This window comes from Wolbachia endosymbiont (group B) of Rhopobota naevana (assembly GCF_947250615.1).
GTDB lineage: Bacteria > Pseudomonadota > Alphaproteobacteria > Rickettsiales > Anaplasmataceae > Wolbachia.
On the sequence record NZ_OX366333.1, the window covers coordinates 455,138 to 478,455 of the forward strand.

19 protein-coding genes are annotated in these 23,318 nt (G+C 33.7%); 9 read left to right on the forward strand and 10 right to left on the reverse strand.

Annotated features, from left to right (window positions below; translation table 11 throughout):
* Window positions 1-25: 25 nt before the first annotated feature.
* Window positions 26-1,498 (reverse strand): cytoplasmic incompatibility factor CifA, encoded by a 1,473-nt coding sequence (locus OOL01_RS02245; protein ID WP_264687046.1) that lies wholly within the window; start codon window positions 1,496-1,498, stop codon window positions 26-28.
* Between the two features lie 107 nt (window positions 1,499-1,605).
* Window positions 1,606-2,511, reverse strand: a complete 906-nt coding sequence (locus OOL01_RS02250; RefSeq protein WP_264687244.1) for an Rpn family recombination-promoting nuclease/putative transposase — start codon at window positions 2,509-2,511, stop codon at window positions 1,606-1,608.
* A gap of 456 nt (window positions 2,512-2,967) precedes the next feature.
* Here OOL01_RS02250 and ltrA point away from each other — a divergent pair, with 456 nt between their 5' ends.
* From ltrA to OOL01_RS02295, 9 genes are all read left to right on the forward strand, one after another.
* On the forward strand, window positions 2,968-4,311 hold the full coding sequence (gene ltrA / locus OOL01_RS02255; RefSeq protein ID WP_007302360.1) for a group II intron reverse transcriptase/maturase: 1,344 nt from the start codon (window positions 2,968-2,970) through the stop codon (window positions 4,309-4,311).
* A 77-nt stretch (window positions 4,312-4,388) separates the two neighbouring features.
* Entirely contained in the window at window positions 4,389-4,511 is a 123-nt protein-coding gene (locus tag OOL01_RS02260) for a hypothetical protein (RefSeq protein ID WP_264687047.1), read from the forward strand.
* Window positions 4,512-4,598: 87 nt separating this feature from the next.
* Window positions 4,599-5,510, forward strand: a complete 912-nt coding sequence (gene wmk, locus OOL01_RS02265) for a WO male-killing family protein Wmk (RefSeq protein ID WP_038537028.1) — start codon at window positions 4,599-4,601, stop codon at window positions 5,508-5,510.
* 169 nt (window positions 5,511-5,679) lie between these two features.
* Entirely contained in the window at window positions 5,680-6,336 is a 657-nt protein-coding gene (locus OOL01_RS02270) for a JAB domain-containing protein (RefSeq protein WP_264687048.1), read from the forward strand.
* Between the two features lie 99 nt (window positions 6,337-6,435).
* On the forward strand, window positions 6,436-7,599 hold the full coding sequence (locus OOL01_RS02275; RefSeq protein WP_264687049.1) for a hypothetical protein: 1,164 nt from the start codon (window positions 6,436-6,438) through the stop codon (window positions 7,597-7,599).
* A 79-nt stretch (window positions 7,600-7,678) separates the two neighbouring features.
* Window positions 7,679-8,584, forward strand: a complete 906-nt coding sequence (gene wmk, locus OOL01_RS02280) for a WO male-killing family protein Wmk (protein WP_019236554.1) — start codon at window positions 7,679-7,681, stop codon at window positions 8,582-8,584.
* 49 nt (window positions 8,585-8,633) lie between these two features.
* Window positions 8,634-9,527 carry a WO male-killing family protein Wmk gene (gene wmk, locus OOL01_RS02285; protein ID WP_264687050.1) on the forward strand — a complete coding sequence of 298 codons (894 nt, stop codon included), beginning with the start codon at window positions 8,634-8,636 and terminating at the stop codon, window positions 9,525-9,527.
* A 456-nt stretch (window positions 9,528-9,983) separates the two neighbouring features.
* On the forward strand, window positions 9,984-10,883 hold the full coding sequence (locus tag OOL01_RS02290; protein ID WP_019236555.1) for a DMT family transporter: 900 nt from the start codon (window positions 9,984-9,986) through the stop codon (window positions 10,881-10,883).
* Between the two features lie 47 nt (window positions 10,884-10,930).
* Window positions 10,931-12,238 (forward strand): UDP-glucose dehydrogenase family protein, encoded by a 1,308-nt coding sequence (locus tag OOL01_RS02295; RefSeq protein WP_250120253.1) that lies wholly within the window; start codon window positions 10,931-10,933, stop codon window positions 12,236-12,238.
* Window positions 12,239-12,255: 17 nt separating this feature from the next.
* Here the strand turns inward: OOL01_RS02295 and OOL01_RS02300 are convergent, their stop codons facing one another.
* The 8 genes from OOL01_RS02300 to OOL01_RS02335 form a co-directional block, all read right to left on the reverse strand.
* Window positions 12,256-13,401 (reverse strand): MFS transporter, encoded by a 1,146-nt coding sequence (locus OOL01_RS02300; protein ID WP_264686281.1) that lies wholly within the window; start codon window positions 13,399-13,401, stop codon window positions 12,256-12,258.
* A gap of 127 nt (window positions 13,402-13,528) precedes the next feature.
* Window positions 13,529-14,581 carry a threonine aldolase family protein gene (locus OOL01_RS02305; protein ID WP_264687051.1) on the reverse strand — a complete coding sequence of 351 codons (1,053 nt, stop codon included), beginning with the start codon at window positions 14,579-14,581 and terminating at the stop codon, window positions 13,529-13,531.
* Window positions 14,578-15,627, reverse strand: a complete 1,050-nt coding sequence (locus OOL01_RS02310; protein WP_026097216.1) for a threonine aldolase family protein — start codon at window positions 15,625-15,627, stop codon at window positions 14,578-14,580. Before OOL01_RS02310 ends, OOL01_RS02305 begins: the two co-directional genes overlap by 4 nt.
* A gap of 1 nt (window position 15,628) precedes the next feature.
* Complete coding sequence (locus OOL01_RS02315) at window positions 15,629-17,404, reverse strand: ABC transporter ATP-binding protein (RefSeq protein WP_264687052.1); 1,776 nt, start codon at window positions 17,402-17,404, stop codon at window positions 15,629-15,631.
* Window positions 17,405-18,394 carry a phytanoyl-CoA dioxygenase family protein gene (locus OOL01_RS02320; protein WP_026097217.1) on the reverse strand — a complete coding sequence of 330 codons (990 nt, stop codon included), beginning with the start codon at window positions 18,392-18,394 and terminating at the stop codon, window positions 17,405-17,407.
* A gap of 4 nt (window positions 18,395-18,398) precedes the next feature.
* Complete coding sequence (locus OOL01_RS02325) at window positions 18,399-20,075, reverse strand: WG repeat-containing protein (RefSeq protein WP_026097218.1); 1,677 nt, start codon at window positions 20,073-20,075, stop codon at window positions 18,399-18,401.
* Window positions 20,036-22,363 carry a glycosyltransferase gene (locus OOL01_RS02330; RefSeq protein ID WP_264687053.1) on the reverse strand — a complete coding sequence of 776 codons (2,328 nt, stop codon included), beginning with the start codon at window positions 22,361-22,363 and terminating at the stop codon, window positions 20,036-20,038. Before OOL01_RS02330 ends, OOL01_RS02325 begins: the two co-directional genes overlap by 40 nt.
* A complete protein-coding gene (locus OOL01_RS02335) occupies window positions 22,320-23,273 on the reverse strand; it encodes an NAD-dependent epimerase/dehydratase family protein (protein WP_264376250.1) in 954 nt (317 codons plus the stop codon). The genes OOL01_RS02330 and OOL01_RS02335 overlap by 44 nt, the downstream gene beginning before the upstream one ends.
* Between the last annotated feature and the right edge of the window lie 45 nt (window positions 23,274-23,318).

Here is a 23,318-nt window from a genome sequence, read left to right on the forward strand (position 1 = left end):
GAAACACCAAGAGTTCATAAGTGGATTACTTATTACCACTAAGCGTAAAGACGCTTTTTTTCTTATAAGAAGAAACACCACTTACACTAGGAGTTCCAAGCTCAGACTGCGGACTATCATCCACTGGGAAAGTTGTTTTCTTACTGCCGTGAGCTTTAGATCGTGACCGCAAATTACTACAAGGACCATCACCTACAGGAGGCAAAGTTGTTTTCTCTAACTCAGAGAACAACTCTTCTGCAAATAGACCATAATCTACATTCACTTTCTTGCCTTCCCTACCGCATAATCTAAGGTTTTTTATTATCTTTTCCTTAAAGAATTCAAATCTTTCAGGAAAGCTATTTTTAGCGAATAACATCATATCTAGTATTTCTTTTTTCTCTATTTCTTTTTCCTCGTCAGGCTTATAAATGTCTTCTCGTTTCCAGTTAACTATCAATTCTGCAAGTACACCCTTTATAGGAATTCTACCATTCGAAGTATTAATAATAGCAGCCTTTTTGTATTCACTAAAACTGCCACACTGCCAAATCTCCATAATAAGGGATCTAGCTTGAACGCTTAACTCAGGATTTTTCAACATTGTGTCTGAAAGAGAGGAAAGAAAAAGCTCATAGTCTCGCTGTGAGAATATTTTCTCTGAATGGTCTCCTCCTGCTGAAACTTCTTTATAACACCAGCACTGTACCAAATCATGAACCGTATCAAAAAAACATGACTCTATTAATTCAGCAAAAAGGGAATATACTCCTTTATCTTTCTGTGATAATTTCTGTAAAAGAGTATCTTTGTCAGCTATATTCCTTACACAAAAATCTAAAATAGGAGCATCTTTCTCAACAGATTGAGGACGAGAAAGAGCAAGAATAGCTTCTGTAAGCTTCTTTTCCTTATCTTCTTCTTTTAAATGATTATAAAAATACTCTACCCCTTCACTCCACTTAAGTTTTACAGCACTGTCAAAACCTTCTACTGCATCATACTTCTTTAATTCCCCAGATTCTCTATCAATCCAGAAATCAAATACAGGACCTTTCCTCTTTATGCTATCTAGTAACGAGTTTCGTACGTATTTGCCAAATTCAGTTTCAGTTTTACCATCAAATGCACCAGGAGGAAACTTGTTCCTATAAGATTCAAATCTTTTTTGAAAGAGAGGATGAATTTTATCCACTACACAGTAACTACAAGCCATCTCATATTTGCGAAGTGGATTATCTATTCCACCTATTTTTTCTTCAGTAAACCTTTGACCTAAAGCAGCATTATCCAACCTTACACCTGACCAGCAACCTTCATCTTGAAATACATTGTGCAAAAACTTCAACTTATCACCCTTAAAGTATTTTATGTGCTCCATAAAGTTATCTTGAAGGACTCCCACCCATCTCTTGATAGCTGACTTCCTCCCGGCAACAACTGCTGGATCTGGATGTTTAATAGCTTCCTGTAATTTTTTGGACATCGTAGCCCGAAGCTCTTTCTGTGTTGGCATTATCCCGCCTATTAAGTATTTATGTAAAAAAGGCATTATACAGAAATTAGAATGGATTGCAATATTAAAATTACTAGAGTAGAGAGTTTAATAAAAAAACGTTATGGCTAAAACTTCTTTTCTTGAATTTTCTCAATATAATCAACAGAAAGACCAGTAGTTTGAGTTATAATGTCAATAGAAACTCCTGCTTTAAGTAGATTCTTTGCAACCTCAATTTTCTCTGCTTTTCTGCCCTTTTCTTCGCCGATTAGGATACCTTCTTGTCTACCTTCATGTTTAGCATCATCGAGTTTTTGAGCAAGGACAGCCTGTTCATCACGAATACGCTTGATCTCCTGTTCATAGGCAATAAATTCTTTTTCTGACCAGTTGAATCTATTTAGTTCTTCATATGCTCTTTTAATTATTAGATCACTTCCTATTATTCTCTCTAGCTCTTCTTCACTAGTTTCATCTGCATATCTAAAGAAGTAGACCCATTTTTCAACTATACTTGAAAGCTGATCTTCTTTTGTTTTTGGAAATTTAGGCAACTCAATAAATATAAAGTAAAAATCTTTTAGATCATGTTCATTAGTATCTTCATCGCGAATGGTATGCTTTGACTTATACTCAGACTTATCAGGAAACAGTATACAATCTGCTATAGCAATAAAGATAATTTCCTTAAGGTCATGGTATTGATCACCTTTATCAGCCTGCCTTGAGTAAGCTTTAGCAGCATAGTATTGTGCACGTTTTTCAAAGCCTTTGGTTTTAGCGACCTGCATTTCGACTATCACTTGTAGCCCATTTTCATCTCTACAAAGAACATCGACAATGCTTTGTTTTTTGGAGGCAATCTCAGGGTCTTGAATAGTACTTAAAAACTTTATATCCTTTATTGCACTTTTACCAGTGAAGCCAAGAATATCATTAAGAAAGTGAATAAGAATATCTTTATTTTTTTCAGTACCAAGTGCGTCCAGAGAAGGCGAGTATTGTTCAGTAGGAAATAGACCTACCAGGATAAAAGTCGGAATCCTGTAGCTTGGGTAGCAGCATAAAGGGAAACCAAAATGTTGAAGCCTACCGACAACATTATCGTAGGATAATGGCGAATTACCAGGCCGTAGCGAAAGCGAATGCACAGATTGCCTCGAAAGGAATATTCTGAAGGTCGAGCCATCTTGGTACTGGCGAAGACAGAATAGACCAGACGAAAAACGAATGAAACGATTGGTCTACTTCAGCGGGGTGTTAGTAACAGCATGGCAATGAGGACATACAAAGCAACTGGAGAAGCCCTCCTCATCCCAAGGAGAAACACCTTGGAGAGGTAGGTTCTATAACTGGAAAACAGGAAGTGAACTGAAGATGAGAGGGTGACGGATGGGTGCGTAGTAGTGAAGAAGTGAGGTAACGCTCATGGAGCAAAGGCACCCTACTAGCAGGGATCTTTTAACAAAAGGAAGGTAAAGGTAAAAATGACAAAAATGCCGATAAAATTACAAGACCTGAGAAGAAAGATATACACCAAAGCGAAGGCAGAACCGGAATGGCGATTCTGGGGAATCCATGTTCATGTCTGTAAAATGGAGACACTGGAGGAAGCTTACAAACTAACGAAGAGGAGTAATGGGGCACCAGGGATTGATGGGGTGACATTCGAATCGATAGAGACAGAGGGCTCAAGAAAGTATCTTCAACGAATAAGACACGAATTAATAACCAAGACCTATAGCCCAAATAGGAACCGGAGAAAGGAAATACCAAAATCTGGAGAAAAATTCAGAACGTTGAACATACCCTGCATCCGGGATAGAATAGTGCAAACAGCACTGAAGCTAATACTTGAACCGATATTCGAATCAGACTTCCAAAAAGGATCATACGGGTATAGACCTAAGCGTAATGCGCATGAAGCAGTACAAAAAGTAACGGAAGCAGCAATCAAAGGCAATACAAAAGTAATTGACGTAGATCTAAAATCCTACTTTGACAGTGTGCGACATCATATTCTGATGGAAAAGATTGCCAAAAGAATAAATGACAAAGAAATCATGCGCATGATTAAGCTAATCCTCAAAATAGGAGGAAAACGAGGAATGGCACAAGGATCACCACTTTCACCACTACTAAGCAATATATACCTAAATGAGGTAGATAAAATGTTGGAGAAAGCAAAAGAGGTGACCAAAGAAGGAAAGTACCAACGTATGGAATATGCCAGATGGGCAGATGATTTGGTGATACTGATCAGAGAATACCCGAAACGGGAATGGCTAGAAAGAGCAGTATACAGAAGGTTGGAAGAAGAATTAGCAAAACTAGAAGTGAGAGTAAATGAAGAAAAGACAAAAGTCATTAACCTAAAGAAAGGAGAAACATTTAGCTTCCTAGGGTTTGATTTTCAAGAGAATATCACAAAACAAGGAAAGTGGAATGTCAGGAAAACACCGCAGATGAAAGCACGAACAAACCTGCTACGCAAGTTGAAGGAAATATTTCGGCGCCATAAATCGCAACCGATAAAAAGAGTGATAAATGACATCAATCCGATATTGAGAGGGTGGGTAAACTACTTTAGGATAGGAAACTCTAGTCGAAAGTTCAGTTACGTAAAACACTGGGTGGAAAAGAAGGTAAGACGCAATTTAATGCGAGCCAGGAAAGCAAAGAAAGGGTTTGGTTGGAAGAAATGGAGTAGCGAATGGATATACAAAACGCTGGGTCTATATTCAGACTACAGAATAAGGTATTACAGACCGAAAGCATCACCAACACAATATGTGATAAACTTTGGTAAAGAACTTGCTAGGAAAGCGTAGTGCGGGAAAACCGCATGCTGCGTTTGACGAGGCGGGAGCTGGAAACGTTAACATGGGAATTTGGATTGAGGCCCAGGATGAAAATAATGGATCAGCCACCAAACCCTAAAGAGGCGCGCCAGTTCTCGACCCTACAGATTTTCTTAAATGTTAAATCAAGCTTAGGATCTAAAAATTTTGAAAGAGCCATGAGAAAGTAAGTAAAAAAGCGTTAATAATTATACACAATTGTGAAAAAATATTCAACAATTAAACGTAGTTGATTTATGTTAACCTGTATAATATTTATGGCAAATATCTCGATAAGGTACCAGATAGCACAAAAAGTAAGGAGCTGGAGGTTAAAGCGAGGTTATACTCAAAAAGATTTAGCGGGAAAAATCGGCGTAACGTATCAAATAGTACTACAATATGAAAAAGGAACACGTAAAATTTCAATTGAAAAGTTGTATGCTATAGCGGAAGCATTGTCAGTAAGTATTGCGGATCTCATTCCTGTATCAAATGAGAAAATCTATCTTGAAAATAAAGAAGAAGAGATACTAAATTTAATAAGAGAATATAAAAAGATTAGCGGTCAGGAGTTACGTAAGGTATTTTGCTTATTAACCAAATTTGCCCGAGTTGGTGAAGAAAATAGTAAAAAAACAGAGAGAATAAAAATTGCAAAGGGTCTAGTTAAAGAAGGAATTTCTATCGATATTGTCTCGAAAACAATAGGTCTCTCTGCTGATGAGTGTGTTGAAGAAAAGGTTGGTTCTATATACTGCCAAATAGGAAAGAAGATAAAAGAATGGAGACTAGTGCGGGAATATACTCAAAAGGATTTAGCAGAGAAAATGAGTACAACACGTGACGAAATAAGCAACTATGAACAAGGACGCGTAGCTACTCCACTGGGAAAATTATATGAGATAGCAGAAACATTATCGATTAGTATTACAGATCTGCTAATAGAGGAAGGTAGTAAAGTAGAAAATGAACTACCGAATTTAATTGAAGAATACAAAAAGATTGAAAGCCAAGAACTACGTCATGCACTAATAAAATCTTTGTTTGAAGGCACACGGATTTGTGAGGAGAAAATTAGAGAAGAAGAAAGAATCAAAATTGCAAAAGATTTAGTAAAAGAAGGAATTTCTACCGATATTATTTTGCAAATAACAGGTCTCTCTTTAGGCGAAATTCAACAAATTTAAAATAAAAAATCAGTATATATTAATATCTTTACCTATTTATGAAAAAATAAGTAAAAAAGATTGAAAAATTGATTTGACTTCACTCGAAAGCTATGGCTTTATGCCAATGCTGATAAAAAACAGCAGTAAATATTTAAAAAAAGTTTGTTGTTAGTGAAGGGTAAATTATATGAATAAAAGTAAAGAGGAAATAGAGTTCAGAATATTAGAAAGCAAAGGCAAAGCACTACTTGATCGTGAAATAATGGAAACGTTTTTAAGTGCAGTACATGAAAGACCACAAGCTCAAGAAATTGCTAAAAATCTGGTGAACACTTATACGGGAGTAGGAAGGATTTTAGGTAGAGAAATGGATGACCTGAAAGTTATAGAAGGAGTGACTGATTCTGCAGTAGCAATGATTATGTGTGTTAAGGAAACACTAGAAAGGGTACTGAAAGAAAAGCTTAAGAGTGAGCCAATAATGGACTTACAAGGGCTAGTAGAATATTTGAACGTAAGTATAGGTCATGCAGAGAGGGAATGTGTAAAAATATTGTATTTGAATAAAAGGCGCCAATTAATCGGAGAAGAATCGTATATTGGTGAAATGGAAAAAGCACCAGTATACATAAAGGAAATTACAAGAAAAGCATTAATAAAAAATGCAACATTAGTAATAATGTCACATAACCATCCTGGAGGGAGTTTAGAACCATCAGAAGAAGATCAAGAAGTAACGAAGAGCTTAGCGGCAGCATGTAGTACTGTAAGCGTTAGATTATTTGATCACATTATCATCACAAGTACGGGCTATTTTAGCTTTCGAGAAAACGGATTGTTATAGCAGAAAGTATTTGCAAATCTACTCACTATAATTTATAATAAGTAGTAGAGTGTATAACAACTATACACTTAGAAAGTATTTTTAATAGCGGAGGCTAATATGGTTAATAAAATAATTGTACCTTTTGATGATCAAGAAGGAGGTACTTACGAGTTAAACATTGATCTTGATAGATTATCAAAAGGTGAGGTGTTAAATGCTATTGTAGGAATTGGTCGTACTAACACCTTTGTAAGCAAAATTAATAAGGCTAAAAAGCCTGAAGAAATAGCACCTTTCCCTGGTAGAGAAGTTCGCGAAAACAAAATCAACTATGGGAAAGGATTTGACTATGTTTATGGCACAAAACCTGTAAGTGATCAAGAAGATAAAAATCCATTTGCTTCAGCTTTGAAAAAAATAAAGCCAAGTGCAGAAAAGTTGAGCTGGTTTAAGAGTGCTGTGGTAAGAGCAAAAAGTCCAAATGAACTGCACAAGGTTGTAGACGAAGCACTAGCTGCTGGAGCAAGGCTAAATGCATGTAATGATGGAGAGTGGAGCCTCGCGGAATATGTGATACTGGGCACACATTTTCATAAATTTGATAAGGCTGATCGTAAAAAGCTAATACGTAAATTAATGCTAAGTGGTGCAGAGTTTCATGATACTCTACTGCAGAATAAACTGATAGGTGAAATCTATAATGAGCTACAGCCAGAAGTTCAGCCACAGATAGATAAGCAACTAGAAGAGCTAGAGGAAGCTGGCGAAAATGCTGTGCAAGAAGGAGAATTAATAGATGTTGAGATAGATAATACAACATCGTATATAGAATTTTCTGGGAATAGTAAGGTAGAGGTAGCCAAAATACTGGAAGCAAACAGAAAGTTAGGAAGTAATATCTTAAAAATTGGTAATGATGCAGTTGAAGTTAAAAGTGAGAAGGGAGGTATAAGAAACTATACCGATATTTCAGATGGCAGCTCTATCATGTTAGAATTTCCTACAAGCATTGGTAAGCTAAATATTATATTGTACCAAGAGGCAGATCAGGTGCAAGTGAGAGTAGAAAATAAGGAAATGTGGGCTGAGTTACAAAAAAGAGGCGAAGAAATAGGAAAAAACTGTCTCTTTGGAGGAGTGAAACTTAAAGAAGCGGTAGAAAGAGGTAGTTTCACTAGATGTGGCATATGGAGTGAAAAGCAGAAGGAAGTAAGTGAAAAATTGTTTTCATGGGCAGACAAAGTACGTGAAAATAGTAAAGAAACTTGTAGGGCACTTTAATTTAAAGGTTCCAGAGTCTGGCTATTATATCTGGAGCCTTTGAGCTATAATAGAAAATATTATATGCAAGGTTCTTTTTGTGGAAAAAAGTCTAGATTATAAAGTGGGAGAAAAATTAAAAAGCTGGAGGTTAGAGCGAGGGTACACTCAGAAAGATTTAGCAGAGAAAATTGGTGTAAAATACTGGGTGATATTGCAATATGAGAAAGGGAATCGTAGAGTTCCAATTGAAAGGTTGTATGCTATAACTGAGGCACTATCAATCAGTATTACGGATCTTATTCCTGTATCAAAAAGCTGTCTTGAAGATGAAGAAGAAATATTAAATCTAGTAAGAGAATATAAAAAGATTAACGATCAGGAGTTACGTAAGATGTTTTGTTTGCTAACCAAATTTGTCCAAGTTAGTGAGAAAAGTAGTAGAAAATCGGAAAAAATAAAAATTGCAAAGAGTCTGGTTAAAGCAGGAGTTTCTGTTGATATTGTTGCAAAAACAATTGGTCTGTCTGCTGATGAATGTGTTGAAGAAAAAGTTGGTTCTATCTACTACCAAATAGGCAAAAAGATAAAGGAATGGAGACTAGTGAGAGAGTATACTCAAAAGGATTTAGCGGAGAAAATGAGTACAACACGTGACGAAATAAGCAACTATGAACAAGGACGCGTAGCTACTCCACTGGGAAAATTATATGAGATAGCAGAAACATTATCGATTAGTATTACAGATCTACTAACAGAGGAAGATGAAGGTAGTAAAGTGGAAAATGAGCTACCGAATTTGATTAAAGAATACAAAGAAATTGAGAGCCAAGAACTACGTCATGCACTAATAAAATCTTTGTTTGAAGGGATACGTATTTGTGAGGAGAAAGTGAGAGAGATAGAAAGGATTAAAGTTGCAAAGGATCTAGTAAAAGGGGGAATTTCTATTGATACTATTTTGCAAGCGGTAGGTTTATCTATTGATATGGTTTTAGATGGATAGCTCGTAAAAAAATTATAGCAATAAAGTTTTTTTCTTAAATGGAGGATAAATGTTTGTTTCTGCAAGCAATGTTAGTTACGGAATAGGGCAAAGAATAGAAAATTGTAGGTTAATGCGAGGGCATACTCAAATAGGATTAGCAAGTCAAATAGGTTTAACATACCAAGAAGTAAACAGCTATGAAGATGGGTATATTCCTATTCCAATTGAAGTACTATATATAATAGCAAGAGTATTATCAGTTGACGTTGTAGATTTATTACCTGAACCAGTAATAGTAAGGGAAGACAGCTATGAAGACGAGGAAATACTCTATCTAACGAAAATATACGAGAATCAAAAGTTAGGCAAAATAGTACCTTCATTAGTCAGGTTTGTTCATATTAGCGAAAAAATTAATCAAGAAGAGGCAAGGTTGGAAATAGCAAAAAATCTAGTGAAAGAAGGGGTTTCAGTTGACATAATTTCCCAAGCAACCGGCTTATCTATTTACGAGTATGATAATACAGAGAAAGAAGTCTGCACTGATTCTATATACTACAGAATAGGGCAAAGAATAAGAGAATGGAGATTGATAAAAAGGTATACTCAGAAAGATTTAGCAAACAAAGTTGGTTTAACACTCAAGGAAATACACGAGTATGAAATAGGATACACTGCCATATCATTTGACAAATTATATCAAATAGCAGAAGGATTATCAGTGAATATTAAAGTTCTGCTGCCTAAAACAAATGAAGATAGTGAACTACTTAATTTACTAAGAAAAACTGAAGAGCAAGAATTAGTGAAGAAATTTTTATCTAGGGATATGAAGAATAGCAAAGAGAAAGTTAAAAAAACAGAAAAGATCAAGGTTGCGAAAAATCTAGTGAAGGCGGGTGTTTCTACTGATGTTATTTTGCGAGCAAGTGGCCTAACTGCTGATGAGTATGAAAATTGAATTGTGTTTAAGATACAAGTAAAAATAGTCAATATATTAACCATTCTAAATCCTTGTTTAGCTAACTCAACTGAAGCATTTTCATAAAGTTTTGCTGCTAATTCGTGTTGTTTGATAAACTTCAAATTTAATGCTTTTAAAATTGATGCTGAAAACACATATTGCTAATGCTAGCAGAGGAGCTAGTTGGTAAAATCGCCACAGCCGTCAGTACTCCCGATTACTTTTCCTGATAATGTGATAGTATTCGCAAGTATTATCATATATTACAAAAAAATCAGTTAGCATTTCTGTTTATTAAAATTATGCAATAAAGCTGCATTTTATATAACACTTCTCAAATTATTTCTACTAAATATTTATGAATATGGTTAAACAGTAGATAGAAGAAACCTTTTCTATTATTGATCTTTTGTACAGTAAAGTTATCTCATAAAATATTAAATTTGGAGTTTTATGGATCACAGACTAAGAGCTTATTTGCTTGGAGTTACCTGGTTTATACTCAGTTTACTTAGTAGTGTAGTTAATGATACTATATCAAAGTGTCTCGGTTTACACCTTCAAAGTTTTAAGATAATCTTTTTCCGTTTTTTATTTAGCACTATTACTCTTATACCTTTTATATTTTACTATGGAATAGGAGTTTGTAAAACAAGTCGAATATCTATTCAAATAACTAGAGGTGCATTGTTGTTTTGTGGAATGACCTTATGGACCTATGGGTTGACTATTTGCCCAATAGTAACTGCAACAATTATAGGTTTCTCAATACCATTATTTGTTATGCTTCTTGCAATTCCTTTTCTGGAAGAAAATATAATTTGGCAAAGATGGGTAGTAGCTGTCATTGGTTTTATTGGTATTGCTATTACTACTAAAGCTTATAGTGAGGATTTTAATCCTAAAATTCTTATTTTTATTGTATCCGCATTAATCTTCGCTATACTAGATGTACTTAATAAGAAGCTTGTAATGAAGGAGACAATAATAAGTATATTATTTTACTCAGCTCTAACAACAACAATTTTTTCCACTCCATCTTTGTTATTTTATTGGCATATGCCTTCCTTGTTGGAGTTAGTATTACTGCTGATTTTAGGAATAAGTTCAAACCTAATTCTGTTCTTCATGTTAAAAGCTTTTGCTCTTACTGATGCTACTGCACTTGCACCTTATAGATACATAGAGCTAATAATTTCTGCAATAGTAGCATACGTTATATTTAATGAATTACCTGATAAAAGTGCTTTATATGGTACTTTGATATTAATACCATCAACCTTATTTATAGCTTATTCGGAAGGTAAGGCAATTAAGAAAAATAATGTAACAACAAAAGTTTATAATTGTTAATGGTATTTATTTTAGATGCTAAGCTATATTTTTAAGGTGATAATAAAATGCACATAACTATTATAGGAGTAGGGTATGTAGGCTTAGTATCTGGTACAATGTTATCGGAGCAGGGCCATAAAGTTGATTGCATTGACATAAATACTGAGAAGATTGAACTTTTGAAATCAGGGAAAATTCCCTTATATGAACCTGGATTAGCAGATTATTTAGAGAATAATATAAAGTCACAAAGGATAAGATTTTTTGATTCGTATTCTCAAATAAATCCCAATACAGAAGTAGTATTTGTAACTGTAGATACTCCATCAGACTCCCTAGGAAATGCAAATTTAAAGAATGTATATAATGCAGTAAGTGAAGTTTCTGAGAGAGTTAATCAAGATTGCTTAATAGTGATAAAGTCAACTGTTCCTCCTGGTACTGCAGAAAATATACATAATTATTTATCTAATAAGGGCTATAACTTTGATTTAGGAGTTAATCCAGAGTTTCTCAAGCAAGGCTCTGCAGTATCAGATTTTTTATACCCAGATAGGATAATAATAGGAGTAAAAACTAAGCTAGCTAGGGCAAAACTAGAAGTTATATATAGATCATTTATAGATAAGAATATTCCGTTAATAGTCACTGATACAGTTACTGCTGAAATGATTAAATATGCTTCTAATGCCTTTCTAGCAACAAAGGTTGCTTTTATCAATGAGATGGCAGGTTTATGTGAGCTATTAGGAGCAGACATTGACCTTTTAGCTAACAGTATGGGAATGGACCATAGAATAGGTAAGGAATTTCTCAAAGCTGGTCCAGGATTTGGAGGATCATGTTTTCCTAAAGATTTGTCAGCTTTAATAAGGCTTGCTGAAGACCACAATGTTAAGCTACAAATTTTAAATTCAGTTAAAGAATCTAACTATAATCATATAACAAACATTGCTAAAAAGGTAGAATATGTATTAAATGGAGTCCAAAATAAAAAAATAGCAATATGGGGGCTAACTTTTAAGTCTGGTACTGATGATGTAAGAAATAGCCCAGCTATAGATATTGCACAATTGTTAGTGAATAACAAGGCTAAAATTACTGCATATGACCCAATGGGGATGGATAATGCTAGGCAAGTTCTAAAGGATATAGAATACGCGGACAATGCTATAGGGGCTGCAAGGGACGCGGAAGCCTTGTTATTGTTAACGGAGTGGAAAGAATTTAAAAATCAAGATTTTGCAAGTTTAAAGAGTATTATGGCTGCACCTAATGTTTTTGATTTCCGTAATTTATTAGATAGCGAGCTATTACTAAGATATGGTTACCATGTTTATTCCTTGGGTAAAAAATCTATCTACAAAGTTTAACTGTTGAGAAATTTTTTTTACACCGCTTTACTTAGTTTTTTTAGATCTTTGCTTGATAGTATGGAAAAGCAAACGAGTGCAACAACAGAGCAAATGGAAAAAAATGAAAACATAATACTGTTACCACAGTGCTTAACAAGTACTCCTAAGAGCACGCATGAAAATATTGAACTTGCAATATACCCAAATAATCCTGTTAAGCTTACAATTGCACATACATTATTTTGTGGAGCAATTTCTACAGCTATAACACCTGTCAGTACTTGCACTCCAAATATAAAGAATCCTGATAAGATTGCACCAAGGTTCATAAGAATTATGTTTTGACCAAAGTTCATTGCAATAAAAGTGAGTGCTATACCCAACATATAAAGTGATGCCAGCAAGCTTCTATTTTGAAAGAAGTACATATCACTAATTCTTCCTGTTATTAAAGTTCCAAGGATTCCACCTAAATCATATACGCCTGTTATTAGTGAGGATTGTACAAGAGAAATTTGTAATTTATTCTTTAAAATTATAGGAAACCAAAAGAAGATTCCCATTTTTATAATATAAGCACAAAAAGTAGCACAACATAGAAACCATATGGAACTTGTTACCTTGATACCTATTTGAGATTTCTGCACCTTATAATAGGTAGTAAAGTTGGCACTTTCTTTGTAATATGCTTTTAATATTATATAAATTCCAAAAAGTAAGCATAAGAGACCAGAGTACAAAAATGCACTTTTTGCATCATATATTTTAATTATACTTGGTAATACAATTAAAGTAATACAAGAACCAAGTTGCTGAGATGCGCTCATAACTCCCCATGATGATGCAATTGAAGAGATGCTAGAGTTTGTAACCATAAACTTGGTAATAGCTGGCCAACCTAACCCTTGTGTCCAAGCTAATAATATTAATGTTAACAGTAATAAAGTTAGATTATTATATGATAAAGTTATACCAATGGTTAATAATCCAGTTGCAATATTGCATAGCCCAAACATAAATAATGGATTATTTTTGGAGTCCATGATTATTCCATTAACAAATTTTGATACTCCATAAAAAAAAGAAAAGCAGGCAAAAAAATAGCTTAATTTTACATGGTCAGTATCTATTAACAGTGGTAGAGCAATTGGTATACTTTGTCTTGATAAATAAAGCAGCATATATCCACAGAAGAATAGTAAATATTGAAAGAAGACAAAGTTCACACCTATTCCCAAATAGCTCTATGCAGATGCTAGCATAATACTATATTGGTATAATATTGTTTGACAAGAAGTTTGCAAACAATTAGTGCAGAAAATTACTTAGTATCTTTCTTATAGCAGATACAGTAGTATTAATATCTTCATAGCTTATATCTCTATGTGTTATAGCTCTGATTTTACCTTTGATGTTAGCCATTCTAATTCCATAATTTGTCATTAGTACGTTTATTAATTCTTGAGTAGATATACAATTATTACGTAATGAGAAATACGCTATATTAGTTTTGTATAGGTCAATATCAATTATAACTTGATCTATGGAGTCTAGGCCTTCTATAAGGTGCTGCATTTTTTTATGATCTTCTTCTAAAGAATTTACATTATTACGTAGAGCATATAAACATGCAGCTGAAATAATGCCAGCTTGGTGCATACCTCCGCCAATTTGAAACTTATAGTACCAAGCTTTTTCAATAAACTCTTCACTTCCAAGCAATATTGCGCCCATTGGAGCACCTAATCCTTTACTAAAATCAATGAATACCGAATCAAAATAACTTGCATACTCTTTTGGAGATATTTTAGTATGAGCACAAGCGTTGAACAGTCTTGCTCCATCTAAATGAGTGAATACGTCATTCTCTTTGCAGAGACTTGAGATCTCTTGAATATATTCTAAAGGCCACACAGCTCCACCACCAAAATTTGTCGTTTGTTCGATAGAAACAAGCCCAACTCTCGGAATATTTCTTAAACTAGGACGAGTAATAAACTCAACAATTTGTTCTCCAGTAAATATTCCTCTCGTACCTTTGATGGGCAAAGGAGTGGCATGTGCCTGGGCTGCGATCAAGCCAGATTGTACTATGAGCGGATGTGAAGTTTCATCAAGCAGCAAGTAATCACCAGGTCTTTGAATGTGTACTTTATAAGCAATGACATTGGACATCGTTCCTGAAATCAAAAAGATTCCTGCAGGTTTACCTAATATTTTACATGCGGTTGCCACTAATTCGTTCACAGTTGGATCTTCACATGCAGCTTCGTTTCCAACTTTTGCTTTAGCCATCGCTTCCCTCATTTTAGCTGAAGGGTCAGTGTTTGAATCGCTAAAGAAATCTATTTTTATTCTCATATTAAATTTAACACAACTTCCTTTATAATTTCAGCAGCTTTCATGATGTCTGTTTCCTTTGTGCCAAGATGGGTAACTGCTCTTATATGAGACTCGAGCCAAGGAAAAAGCAATAAACCATAAGCTTGGCACTTACTCAAGAAAACCTCATTAGTTACATTTAGTGCTTTTATACTAAAGCTTACTATATTAGTTTCTGGATAAGGTAGTACCAGTTTTATGTGTGGAATTTCTTTAATCTTATCTGCAAACAATTTAGCGAGCTTATTATCTTCTTTAAGCCTAGAGATATTATTCTGTAGTACGTATTTTGCTGCATTAGCACAATACCCTATCTGATGATAACCACTACCTAGCCAAACCTGTAGCTTTTTAGCCCTTTCAATTATCTCTCTTTTACCCATAAGCATTGAACCAAAAGGAGCGCCAAGTCCTTTAGTAAAAGAAAAGCTCATTGTATCCACATATTTAGCATAATCTGCTAAAGCAATATTTGTTTCGATATGAGCATTAAATATTCTTGCACCGTCTAAATGAAGATTTACATTGTGAGCTTTTAAAAAGTGATATAACTCGACTTGTTTTTCAAAAGGATAAATTTTACCATTAAACCCATTTATACTATTTTCTATAGAAACAAGACTCACCTGAGCAAAAATTTTATACCTCGGCTTAGAATTAATAGCATATTCTACTTCATCAACATCTAAGATTCCGCTATTATTTCTAATACAATTAAATACGATATTATTTACTTTTGCATTGCCTGCACTATCGAAAAAATTAATGTGATAATTATAATTAGTTATTAGTTCATCACCAGGACTTGTTTGAATGGCAATGGCTAATCTATTTGCAAGCATACCGCTGGTTACAAATAATGCTTCTTCTACTTTGAATAATTGTTTGCAATATTCTGATAAGTCATTACAGCTTTTGTCTTCACCATAAGCAAAATCTCCAACAGTTGCATTACTTATTGCATGTATAACGTTGGAGCTCTGCAGAGTTGTAGTGTCACTTCTCAGATCAATAATTTTTTCCATCTTATTTCTTGCCATTCAAACAACCAATTTGAGCATTCCAAAGTTCCTTGTAAAGACCTTGCTTAGAAACTAATTCAGCGTGTTTACCATCTTGGACAATTTTTCCTTTGTTAAATACTATAATTCGGTCCATGTGTAAAAGTGTAGAAATACGGTGTGCTATAGTAATCGTAGTTTTATTTTTCATCAATTTGAATAAACTCATTTGAATTGTTTTTTCTGTTATAGAATCTAACTGACTAGTTGGTTCATCGAGAAATAATATTGGAGCGTTTTTTAAAAATGCCCTTGCTATTATTATTCTTTGTCTTTCTCCTCCAGATAGCTTGATGCCTTTTTCTCCAACTGTAGTTCCATATTGATCTGGTAGAGTCATAATGAAATCGTGAATACCAGCCAGCTTTGCAGCTCTCATTATTTCTTCGATAGTAGATTGAAGTTTACCATATATGATGTTTGCTAAAATAGTATCATGAAATAACAATGGGTCTTGAGGTATTACAGATATTTGTTGCCTCAAAGAACTCTGTGTAACTTCTGATACTATTTGATTATCAATCTGTATATTACCTTTTTTAACATCAAATAGCCTTAGAATTAAGTTTATAAAAGTAGATTTACCACCTCCAGAATAACCAACTAGACCTACCTTTTCGCAAGGATTAATGGTAACTGAGAAATCTTGAAATAATGGCTCCTGACCTTCATAAGAAAAAGAAACATTGTTAAACGTTATTCTTCCACTTAATAAATTTAATTCTTTAGCATTTTCCTTATCTTGAATTTCTGGTACAGTAGTCAAGATTGGCAATGCATCTGAAACTTTGCCGAAATGAGTAGAAAATTGGGTAAGATTCCTAGTTAGATGGTTAAGAAACTCTATAATCGATATATTAATTCCAAGTACAAGAGCAATATCTCCTATTGCAATTTTGTTCAATTGATAGTCATAAATTAAAAAGTACAAGTTTACTGCTTGGAGTATATCAAATGAATAGCCATATATAAACCAAAGACAAAAGTATGCCCATTGTAATTTTCTCTCTGCAATAGTTCTTTTCTTGCATATTTGAAAAAATTTGTGTCTCTCATGTGCTTGCTGAGAAAATAGCCTTACTGATATAACATTTAAAATACTATCTGCTATACTAGCTATTACTTGTGAATTTTGTTTAGAGTAATTATCAGCTAGTTCAGTAAGTACACGAAAGCTGAAAATCGATACTAAAATAAAAATGCTTACCCAAGTGAATGTGGCGATTGCAAATTTTATGTTTACTAATGATAAGGTATAAATAGCTAAGACTAATGCTATGCTGTAACCGAAAAAACAATCTATAAGCAATCTTATTAACTCTATCACACTATCCATTAAGTTACTGGCCTTATGTACTAAACTTCCGGATAAATTGTTCTGATAATAGGAATGGTCTTGTTGGAGTAGCCTACAAAAAGACATATCAGCTATTTTTTGACGCATTAAGGTAAACATTCGAATGTCAACAAAATAGCCATAGAATCTAAAAGCAGTAGTGATAAGTAATGCCATACCAAGATAAGCGCTTACAGGTAATAAAAGATTTTCAATTACATTACCTTCCTGATATTTTACAGCTGTATCTAGAATATTTTTTACTAAATACTTTCTAAAAGACAAATCAACAGCTACCACCAGAGCAACTAAAGACATTATAAGTACATTAAGCTTGAATTTAGATGCTATATTCAAGATGAACATCAATACACATTTGAAGCTATCAACTCTACTTCTGTTCATTTATAATGCTAGCTCCACTACGTTGACTTTTTTATTGAGAAATACAAGTAGTGAAAACCATAAATTTTTGTATATTTTTCCTGAGATGTCTCCAGCATCATGTAGTGCTGATGCTCGATTCAGAATAAGTAGCTTATATAAATCTCGCTTAGCCTCAGTAGTGTCGATCTCAGAAATATTTGTAGTTGTGTCTGTAATAAAGGCTAACCAGCTCTTGATAAGTTCTTCCATGTTTTTTACTTTTATACTTTCCTGGTAGCAAAATAATGACAAGCATTCTCTCAGTATAGATTCTGTTAACCCACCACAATTGAGTATACCAAAAACTGAAGGCTGAGGTTTTGGCACATAGGGAAGATCTTGATCTTTTACAATCCACCTTGTTACATAAGCAAATCTATCTTTAGCATCTGTATTCTTATCACTACCATGCCATAACCGTGAATCAAAAACTATCGCATCTCCTGCTGAAATAGGTAGTGACTTAATTTTGTAATTTTCCCGATTACTTGAGTACTGATCAAAAAAATATGGGTACCAAAAATCAACTAAAGGCTGTATTTCCCATTTATGACTGTTTTCTATAATTTGCAGTGCACCTGAAGTTTCACTTACATTATTCAAAGCTAACCAAACAGAAAAGTGGTAAGGATCATTGAAACTATAGGAGATGTCTTGATGGAAGGGAACTGCATCTATTAAATCAGCAGTTTTACATATAACATTTGATTTTTTCTGCAGTATCTGACACTGAAGTGACTTTTCAAGGTAATTTTTAATAATTTCATCTAATGCTTGAGAGATAATTCTAGTTACTTGAGATGACGTGCCCCATCTGCCGGTACAGTTTAAGTAGTCAGAAGTTGAAACACTTAGTTCTTGGGATAGCTTTGATATCTTATTTGTTATATCACTTAAAGACTGAGTTATTAGCTCTAAAGGAACCAGATTTTTGATAATAAAAAAACCATTTTTTTGTAATGTTTCCATATGATTAACACCTGACATCAATAACTGATAAGTAATCTGTTAAAGGTATAACAGCAAAAATTTTGAATCCTTTTACTTGTTTGAGTATTTTTTCCCAATTGCTTAATGTTCTTAGTTTACCTCCTGTTTCAACCATTACATTAATATCTACAGAGCCTCCATCTGGAGAGCGGTAATCTAAAATAGTTTCTATCAATAAAATACGAGATATTCCTTTGACCAATTTTAAATAAGATAATACTTTATCATCATCATAATGCTGTAGAAAGCGGCAAAAGACACCTAATTCATAATTTGTAGCTGATAGTTCTTCCTGAGTTATAAGTTTGACTTTTAAATTTTCTACTAACTGTCTTGGCACTTTATGTTCGTTATATAGGCCTATGGAACCTTTATTGTGTATATCAGAATAAGCAAGAAATAAAGAGTGTACACCAAATAGCAATATATTCTTAGCACCATCTATATTAATCCTAGAATTAAACTCTTTAGTATCAAACCTAGAATATCCTAGCAATGCTTGGTAAAACGCTATTTTCTTATCTTCTGATGATTCTCTTTCCTTAAAAGATTCAAATGAAGAGATTGACTTCTGTTTTAGTATATCGGCAATATTTAACCAATTCTTTTCAGCGGCAACTCTTGCCCACATTGTTGCTGCTTTTGGCAAAAATGGTATTTCCTTAAAACACTTACCTTTTGATGATAGTTTCCATAAGTCCTCGTCCTTATCATAATCAATAAACCCTATTTCCCACAACGCCCTTAACAGCCTTTCTAGATTTGGTACGATAATGTTTAACTTTTTAGATAAAAACGGCACAGTTGCAGGTAAAATATTTAACAAATCAAGTTCAATAGCAACGCTTGTTAGGTAAGTTTTCCAAAAGGCTGAAAGTTCTGCAGAAATCCTATGCACTTGAGATTCTTTACCTAAATCAAAAATACTAAACTTTACATTTCCGGTAATATCGATTTGTCCTAACACACCTTCAAAAGTTTCAACTTTTGCCATCCCATTATAGAATGCTTCTACCATTTTAAATCTCTGCTGGTAAACAGGATCACCATTAATATCTATATGAAACCAACCATGTTGATCTTCTGCAATAGAATAACCTTTATGAAAAACATTAAGTTTTTTATACCATTTATTATGTACTAACTTTCCATGATGATTAATATGTGTAGCTTTACCATCCTTATAGACTACAGCGATACCATCCTTAAAATCTCCAACATAATCATATTCCTCCTGATAAATCCTGTTGCCATTTAAATTAATATGAAAACATTTATCATGTCTTCTAACTACACAAGCATCTTCCTGATAATTTCCAATCCATTGATAAGACTGTTTGTATACTCTACATCCAAATGAATCAATATGGTAACACCCTGTATCATCTTCTACGGCTGCTCTATTAAAGTAGAATCCAAAAGTTTTTAGAAATCTATTATGATAAACTGCTTCTCCTCTTACATTGATATGATAAGCACCTGTCTGATCATAAACCGGTGCAAGACCGGGCTCATGAAATTTACCAACCTTTATAAACCTATTTTCATACAAAGGATTTCCTAGTAATTCGTGAAAGCTCTCACACGGTGAAATTTTAATAGATCTAAGATTATCTTTGATTAATTGATCAAAGGTTTTCTCATGTTGCATGTTTTGCATAATTTGTAATTTAAATAATTCTTTTGTAAGCTTAGGTACTCACTACTCTGCCATATTTCCTCGAGTTTAACCTCATTAACATTACCAAAATTTCCTAATGTCTTACGGAGTTCATCTGGAGCACAGCAAGGACTAAACTTTCCTTCATTGTTTATCCATGCTTCTTTACCTAAAAATGGGCATTGACCACCTGGAGCCAAATCCTTAATACCTTCTTGAGAAAGAATTGTAAAATTTTCTAATTTTATCTTTTTACCATTTGGTAATAGCATATTATCTCTAAGCTCATATAACCTTCTCACCTCTGTATTCCATCTACTAATTGCTAACTCATCTCTTCTCATAGATAGATCCTTAATTTCCTCAAAATGTGCCCAAAGATGATGTCCTTTAACTCTATCTATGCCATTTTTTATGGCCATCTTAACTATGTCATAGAGTTCATGTAAATTACTTTCCAAAAATGTTAATTGTAAAGTAACGGTACACCTTTCACCTGTATCGCTAAAGTATTTATCTCTAACTTCAAGGAAAGTTTTTAAATTTTCTGTCACTACTTCCCATTTTGAACCTTTCATGATTCTTTCATGAGTTTCTTTAGTTGCCCCATTCCAGGAAATCTTAACATCAGATAAAATTGGTACCAATAGTTCAGCCCATTTTCTAGCTCCTTTAATGGGAAAAGAACCATTGGTTGTGAGGTTAAGCTTAAGGCCGAACTCATGGCACAAATTGATTATTTCATCAAAGCTTTTATACATTAAAGGCTCACCCATAGTAGAAGGAATGATTTCCCTTAAAGGTGTGCCAGCTGCTTCCTTAATTACTTTTCTGATAGTTTCTATCGACAGTATCTTAGGTTTTATTCCTTTAGCTTTCTTCTCTTCTTTAACTTTGCTGTATGGTGAAAAACATTCGCACATTATACAAGCAAAATTGCAGTAATCTGGATTAGTATCAAAAGTAATTCTCCAAGGACCAGGTTTCACAGCTACTGATTTGCCTTTCTTTTCAATAGCATTACGGTAAATCTTGTTAAGTTTCTCAGTATGCTCACCTATAGAAGGTATATTTCCATTTTCAGTATAAGGATAGCCTTTTTGGGTAAGTTTATTATATAACTCCTGATCTGTAGATAGGACTTGCATTTTTTCTGACAAACTACTTGCATCTCTGTGCTTAAATAATAGTCCATCTCTTACATATTCTGCCATGCCACCATAATCGGCTGTTATAACTGGTATTCTAAGTTGCTGTGCTTCATGTATTACTAACGGTGAATTTTCACCCCAAATTGAAGGAACGACTATTGCATCGACTTTATTAAATACGTCAGTAACTATATTCTTATTATCATAACTTCCCATCCATTCTATTCTTTCTTTAACAACAGGTGAAAACTGATCGGCAATCGCTTTTAAAGCTTTAGTTTCTTCTCTTGCTGCTCCCCAAATTCTAAGTTTTGCTTTAGATGATAAGTGAGAAAAAGCTTTCAATAATAGATCAACACCTTTTTCGGGAGTATGAGTACCAATATAACCGAAAATAAACTCTTTTTCTTGTACTCTATTTCTCTTCTTAAGACGATTGAGATCAAAACCATAATCAAGATAAGAAATTTTGTTTATCGGAACATTAAAATCCTGAGTAAATTTGTCCATCAAGAATTTCGATGGGGAAATAAAGTAATCTATATAGTCTATTATTTTCCTTGTGTGCTTCATTCTAGTTGCAACCCATTGTTCCCAATAATTTATGTCTGAATTCAGGAATTCTTCATCTCCTGTAAAATATCCCTTGTAACATTGGGTTGCACATTTTTGATCCTTTTGTCCATCACAAAGCTGTAATAAATCTTCAGAATTGCGTTGAATAAACCTTCCTCTTGGACACATTAACCAAAAGTCATGTAGCGTAAAAATTGTAGGTATATTTTCTTTAAAAGCAATTTCTGGTAAAGTAATTGATAGATGATTAAGATGACCAAAATGTATAAGATCTGGCTGAAAGTTATCTATTACTCTTTTAAATTTTATATCTACTTCTTCATTAATAAATTTATAACGATATTTAGCTATGGGTATATTAATTAAATGCAGTAAGATTCGAGAATCACTACGATCTAGGACTGTAGTGTAATAAAAATCAGGTAAAAAGCTATTTTCATACCTAGTAAATACTTGTACCTCATTGTTATTTGCTAGTTCATGAGCAAGAGTTTGGCTGTAAACCTCTGAACCAGCGCTATAATAAGGAGGGTAACCATGAATAACTTTTAATATTTTCATATATTACCATATCTATATTGTTAGGATACTCTTGTATATTGTTTTGTAGACTTTTTATAAAATTGCTTAATCCTACTTCTAATGAATGCTTTGGAGACCAACCAAGTAGCTCTTTAGCTCTAGTAAAATCACCATGGAACTTAGTTACGTCAAAATTTCTTGGAGGATAAAAATCAATTCTAGAATCACTTTTCGTGACTTTTAATATTGTTTTTGCTAAGTTTTCTAAAGTACATGGGCTATTAGTAGTAAGATGAATAGCAGGAAGAGAAGATTTTTCACTTTGTAAATATTTAACAGTTAAGCATATACCCTCTATAACATCATCCAAGTAGGTAAAATCAAAAACACATTCTTTACCTTCTATTTTAATTGGATCACCTCTTAATGCATTAATACAGAGTGCGGGAATTACTCTACTGTTATGATCTAGTAAACCACCGTATACATTTGAAAAGCGTAATATTGCTACATTAAAATCTTTTAAACTTGTTATTTGCTTCTCAATAAATGCTTTACCTTTGGCATAATTATTTATTGGATCGATACTAGCAGATTCTGTAACCGGCAGTTCCTTCTGCTCTCCATAGACTTCCCTACTACTTGCATATATAAACCATGGTTTATTTGGAAGTGACTTACATAACCCTAAAAACTGCATTGTACCATCAACATTAATTTTTTTACACAGTTCAGGATAAAGTTCACCATGTATAACTCGAGAAATTGCAGCCAGATGAATAATTCCTGTACACTTAGCAAGTAGTGGTACTATATCTTCTGAAAAAAAACTGAGTGGATTGTTGCGAAACCTAATATCACAGCTTATTACTTCATGGCCCTGGTTTTCTAACTTTTTCACCAAGGTTGACCCTATCAAACCTGCAGCACCTGTTATTAATATCCCCATGTATACCCTCTCACTACAAATAGGAAAATTTGTCGTACCAATTAT

What these genes read in the sequence shown, in the direction of transcription:
- OOL01_RS02245 (WP_264687046.1), bottom strand. Translation starts at nt 1,498, where the DNA reads ATGCCAACACAGAAAGAGCTTCGGGCTACGATGTCCAAAAAATTACAG.
- ltrA (WP_007302360.1), top strand. Translation starts at nt 2,968, where the DNA reads ATGACAAAAATGCCGATAAAATTACAAGACCTGAGAAGAAAGATATAC.
- OOL01_RS02260 (WP_264687047.1), top strand. Translation starts at nt 4,389, where the DNA reads ATGAAAATAATGGATCAGCCACCAAACCCTAAAGAGGCGCGCCAGTTC.
- wmk (WP_038537028.1), top strand. Translation starts at nt 4,599, where the DNA reads ATGGCAAATATCTCGATAAGGTACCAGATAGCACAAAAAGTAAGGAGC.
- OOL01_RS02270 (WP_264687048.1), top strand. Translation starts at nt 5,680, where the DNA reads ATGAATAAAAGTAAAGAGGAAATAGAGTTCAGAATATTAGAAAGCAAA.
- OOL01_RS02275 (WP_264687049.1), top strand. Translation starts at nt 6,436, where the DNA reads ATGGTTAATAAAATAATTGTACCTTTTGATGATCAAGAAGGAGGTACT.
- wmk (WP_264687050.1), top strand. Translation starts at nt 8,634, where the DNA reads ATGTTTGTTTCTGCAAGCAATGTTAGTTACGGAATAGGGCAAAGAATA.
- OOL01_RS02290 (WP_019236555.1), top strand. Translation starts at nt 9,984, where the DNA reads ATGGATCACAGACTAAGAGCTTATTTGCTTGGAGTTACCTGGTTTATA.
- OOL01_RS02295 (WP_250120253.1), top strand. Translation starts at nt 10,931, where the DNA reads ATGCACATAACTATTATAGGAGTAGGGTATGTAGGCTTAGTATCTGGT.
- OOL01_RS02300 (WP_264686281.1), bottom strand. Translation starts at nt 13,401, where the DNA reads ATGCTGCTTTATTTATCAAGACAAAGTATACCAATTGCTCTACCACTG.
- OOL01_RS02305 (WP_264687051.1), bottom strand. Translation starts at nt 14,581, where the DNA reads ATGAGAATAAAAATAGATTTCTTTAGCGATTCAAACACTGACCCTTCA.
- OOL01_RS02310 (WP_026097216.1), bottom strand. Translation starts at nt 15,627, where the DNA reads ATGGAAAAAATTATTGATCTGAGAAGTGACACTACAACTCTGCAGAGC.
- OOL01_RS02315 (WP_264687052.1), bottom strand. Translation starts at nt 17,404, where the DNA reads ATGAACAGAAGTAGAGTTGATAGCTTCAAATGTGTATTGATGTTCATC.
- OOL01_RS02320 (WP_026097217.1), bottom strand. Translation starts at nt 18,394, where the DNA reads ATGGAAACATTACAAAAAAATGGTTTTTTTATTATCAAAAATCTGGTT.
- OOL01_RS02325 (WP_026097218.1), bottom strand. Translation starts at nt 20,075, where the DNA reads ATGCAAAACATGCAACATGAGAAAACCTTTGATCAATTAATCAAAGAT.
- OOL01_RS02330 (WP_264687053.1), bottom strand. Translation starts at nt 22,363, where the DNA reads ATGAAAATATTAAAAGTTATTCATGGTTACCCTCCTTATTATAGCGCT.
- OOL01_RS02335 (WP_264376250.1), bottom strand. Translation starts at nt 23,273, where the DNA reads ATGGGGATATTAATAACAGGTGCTGCAGGTTTGATAGGGTCAACCTTG.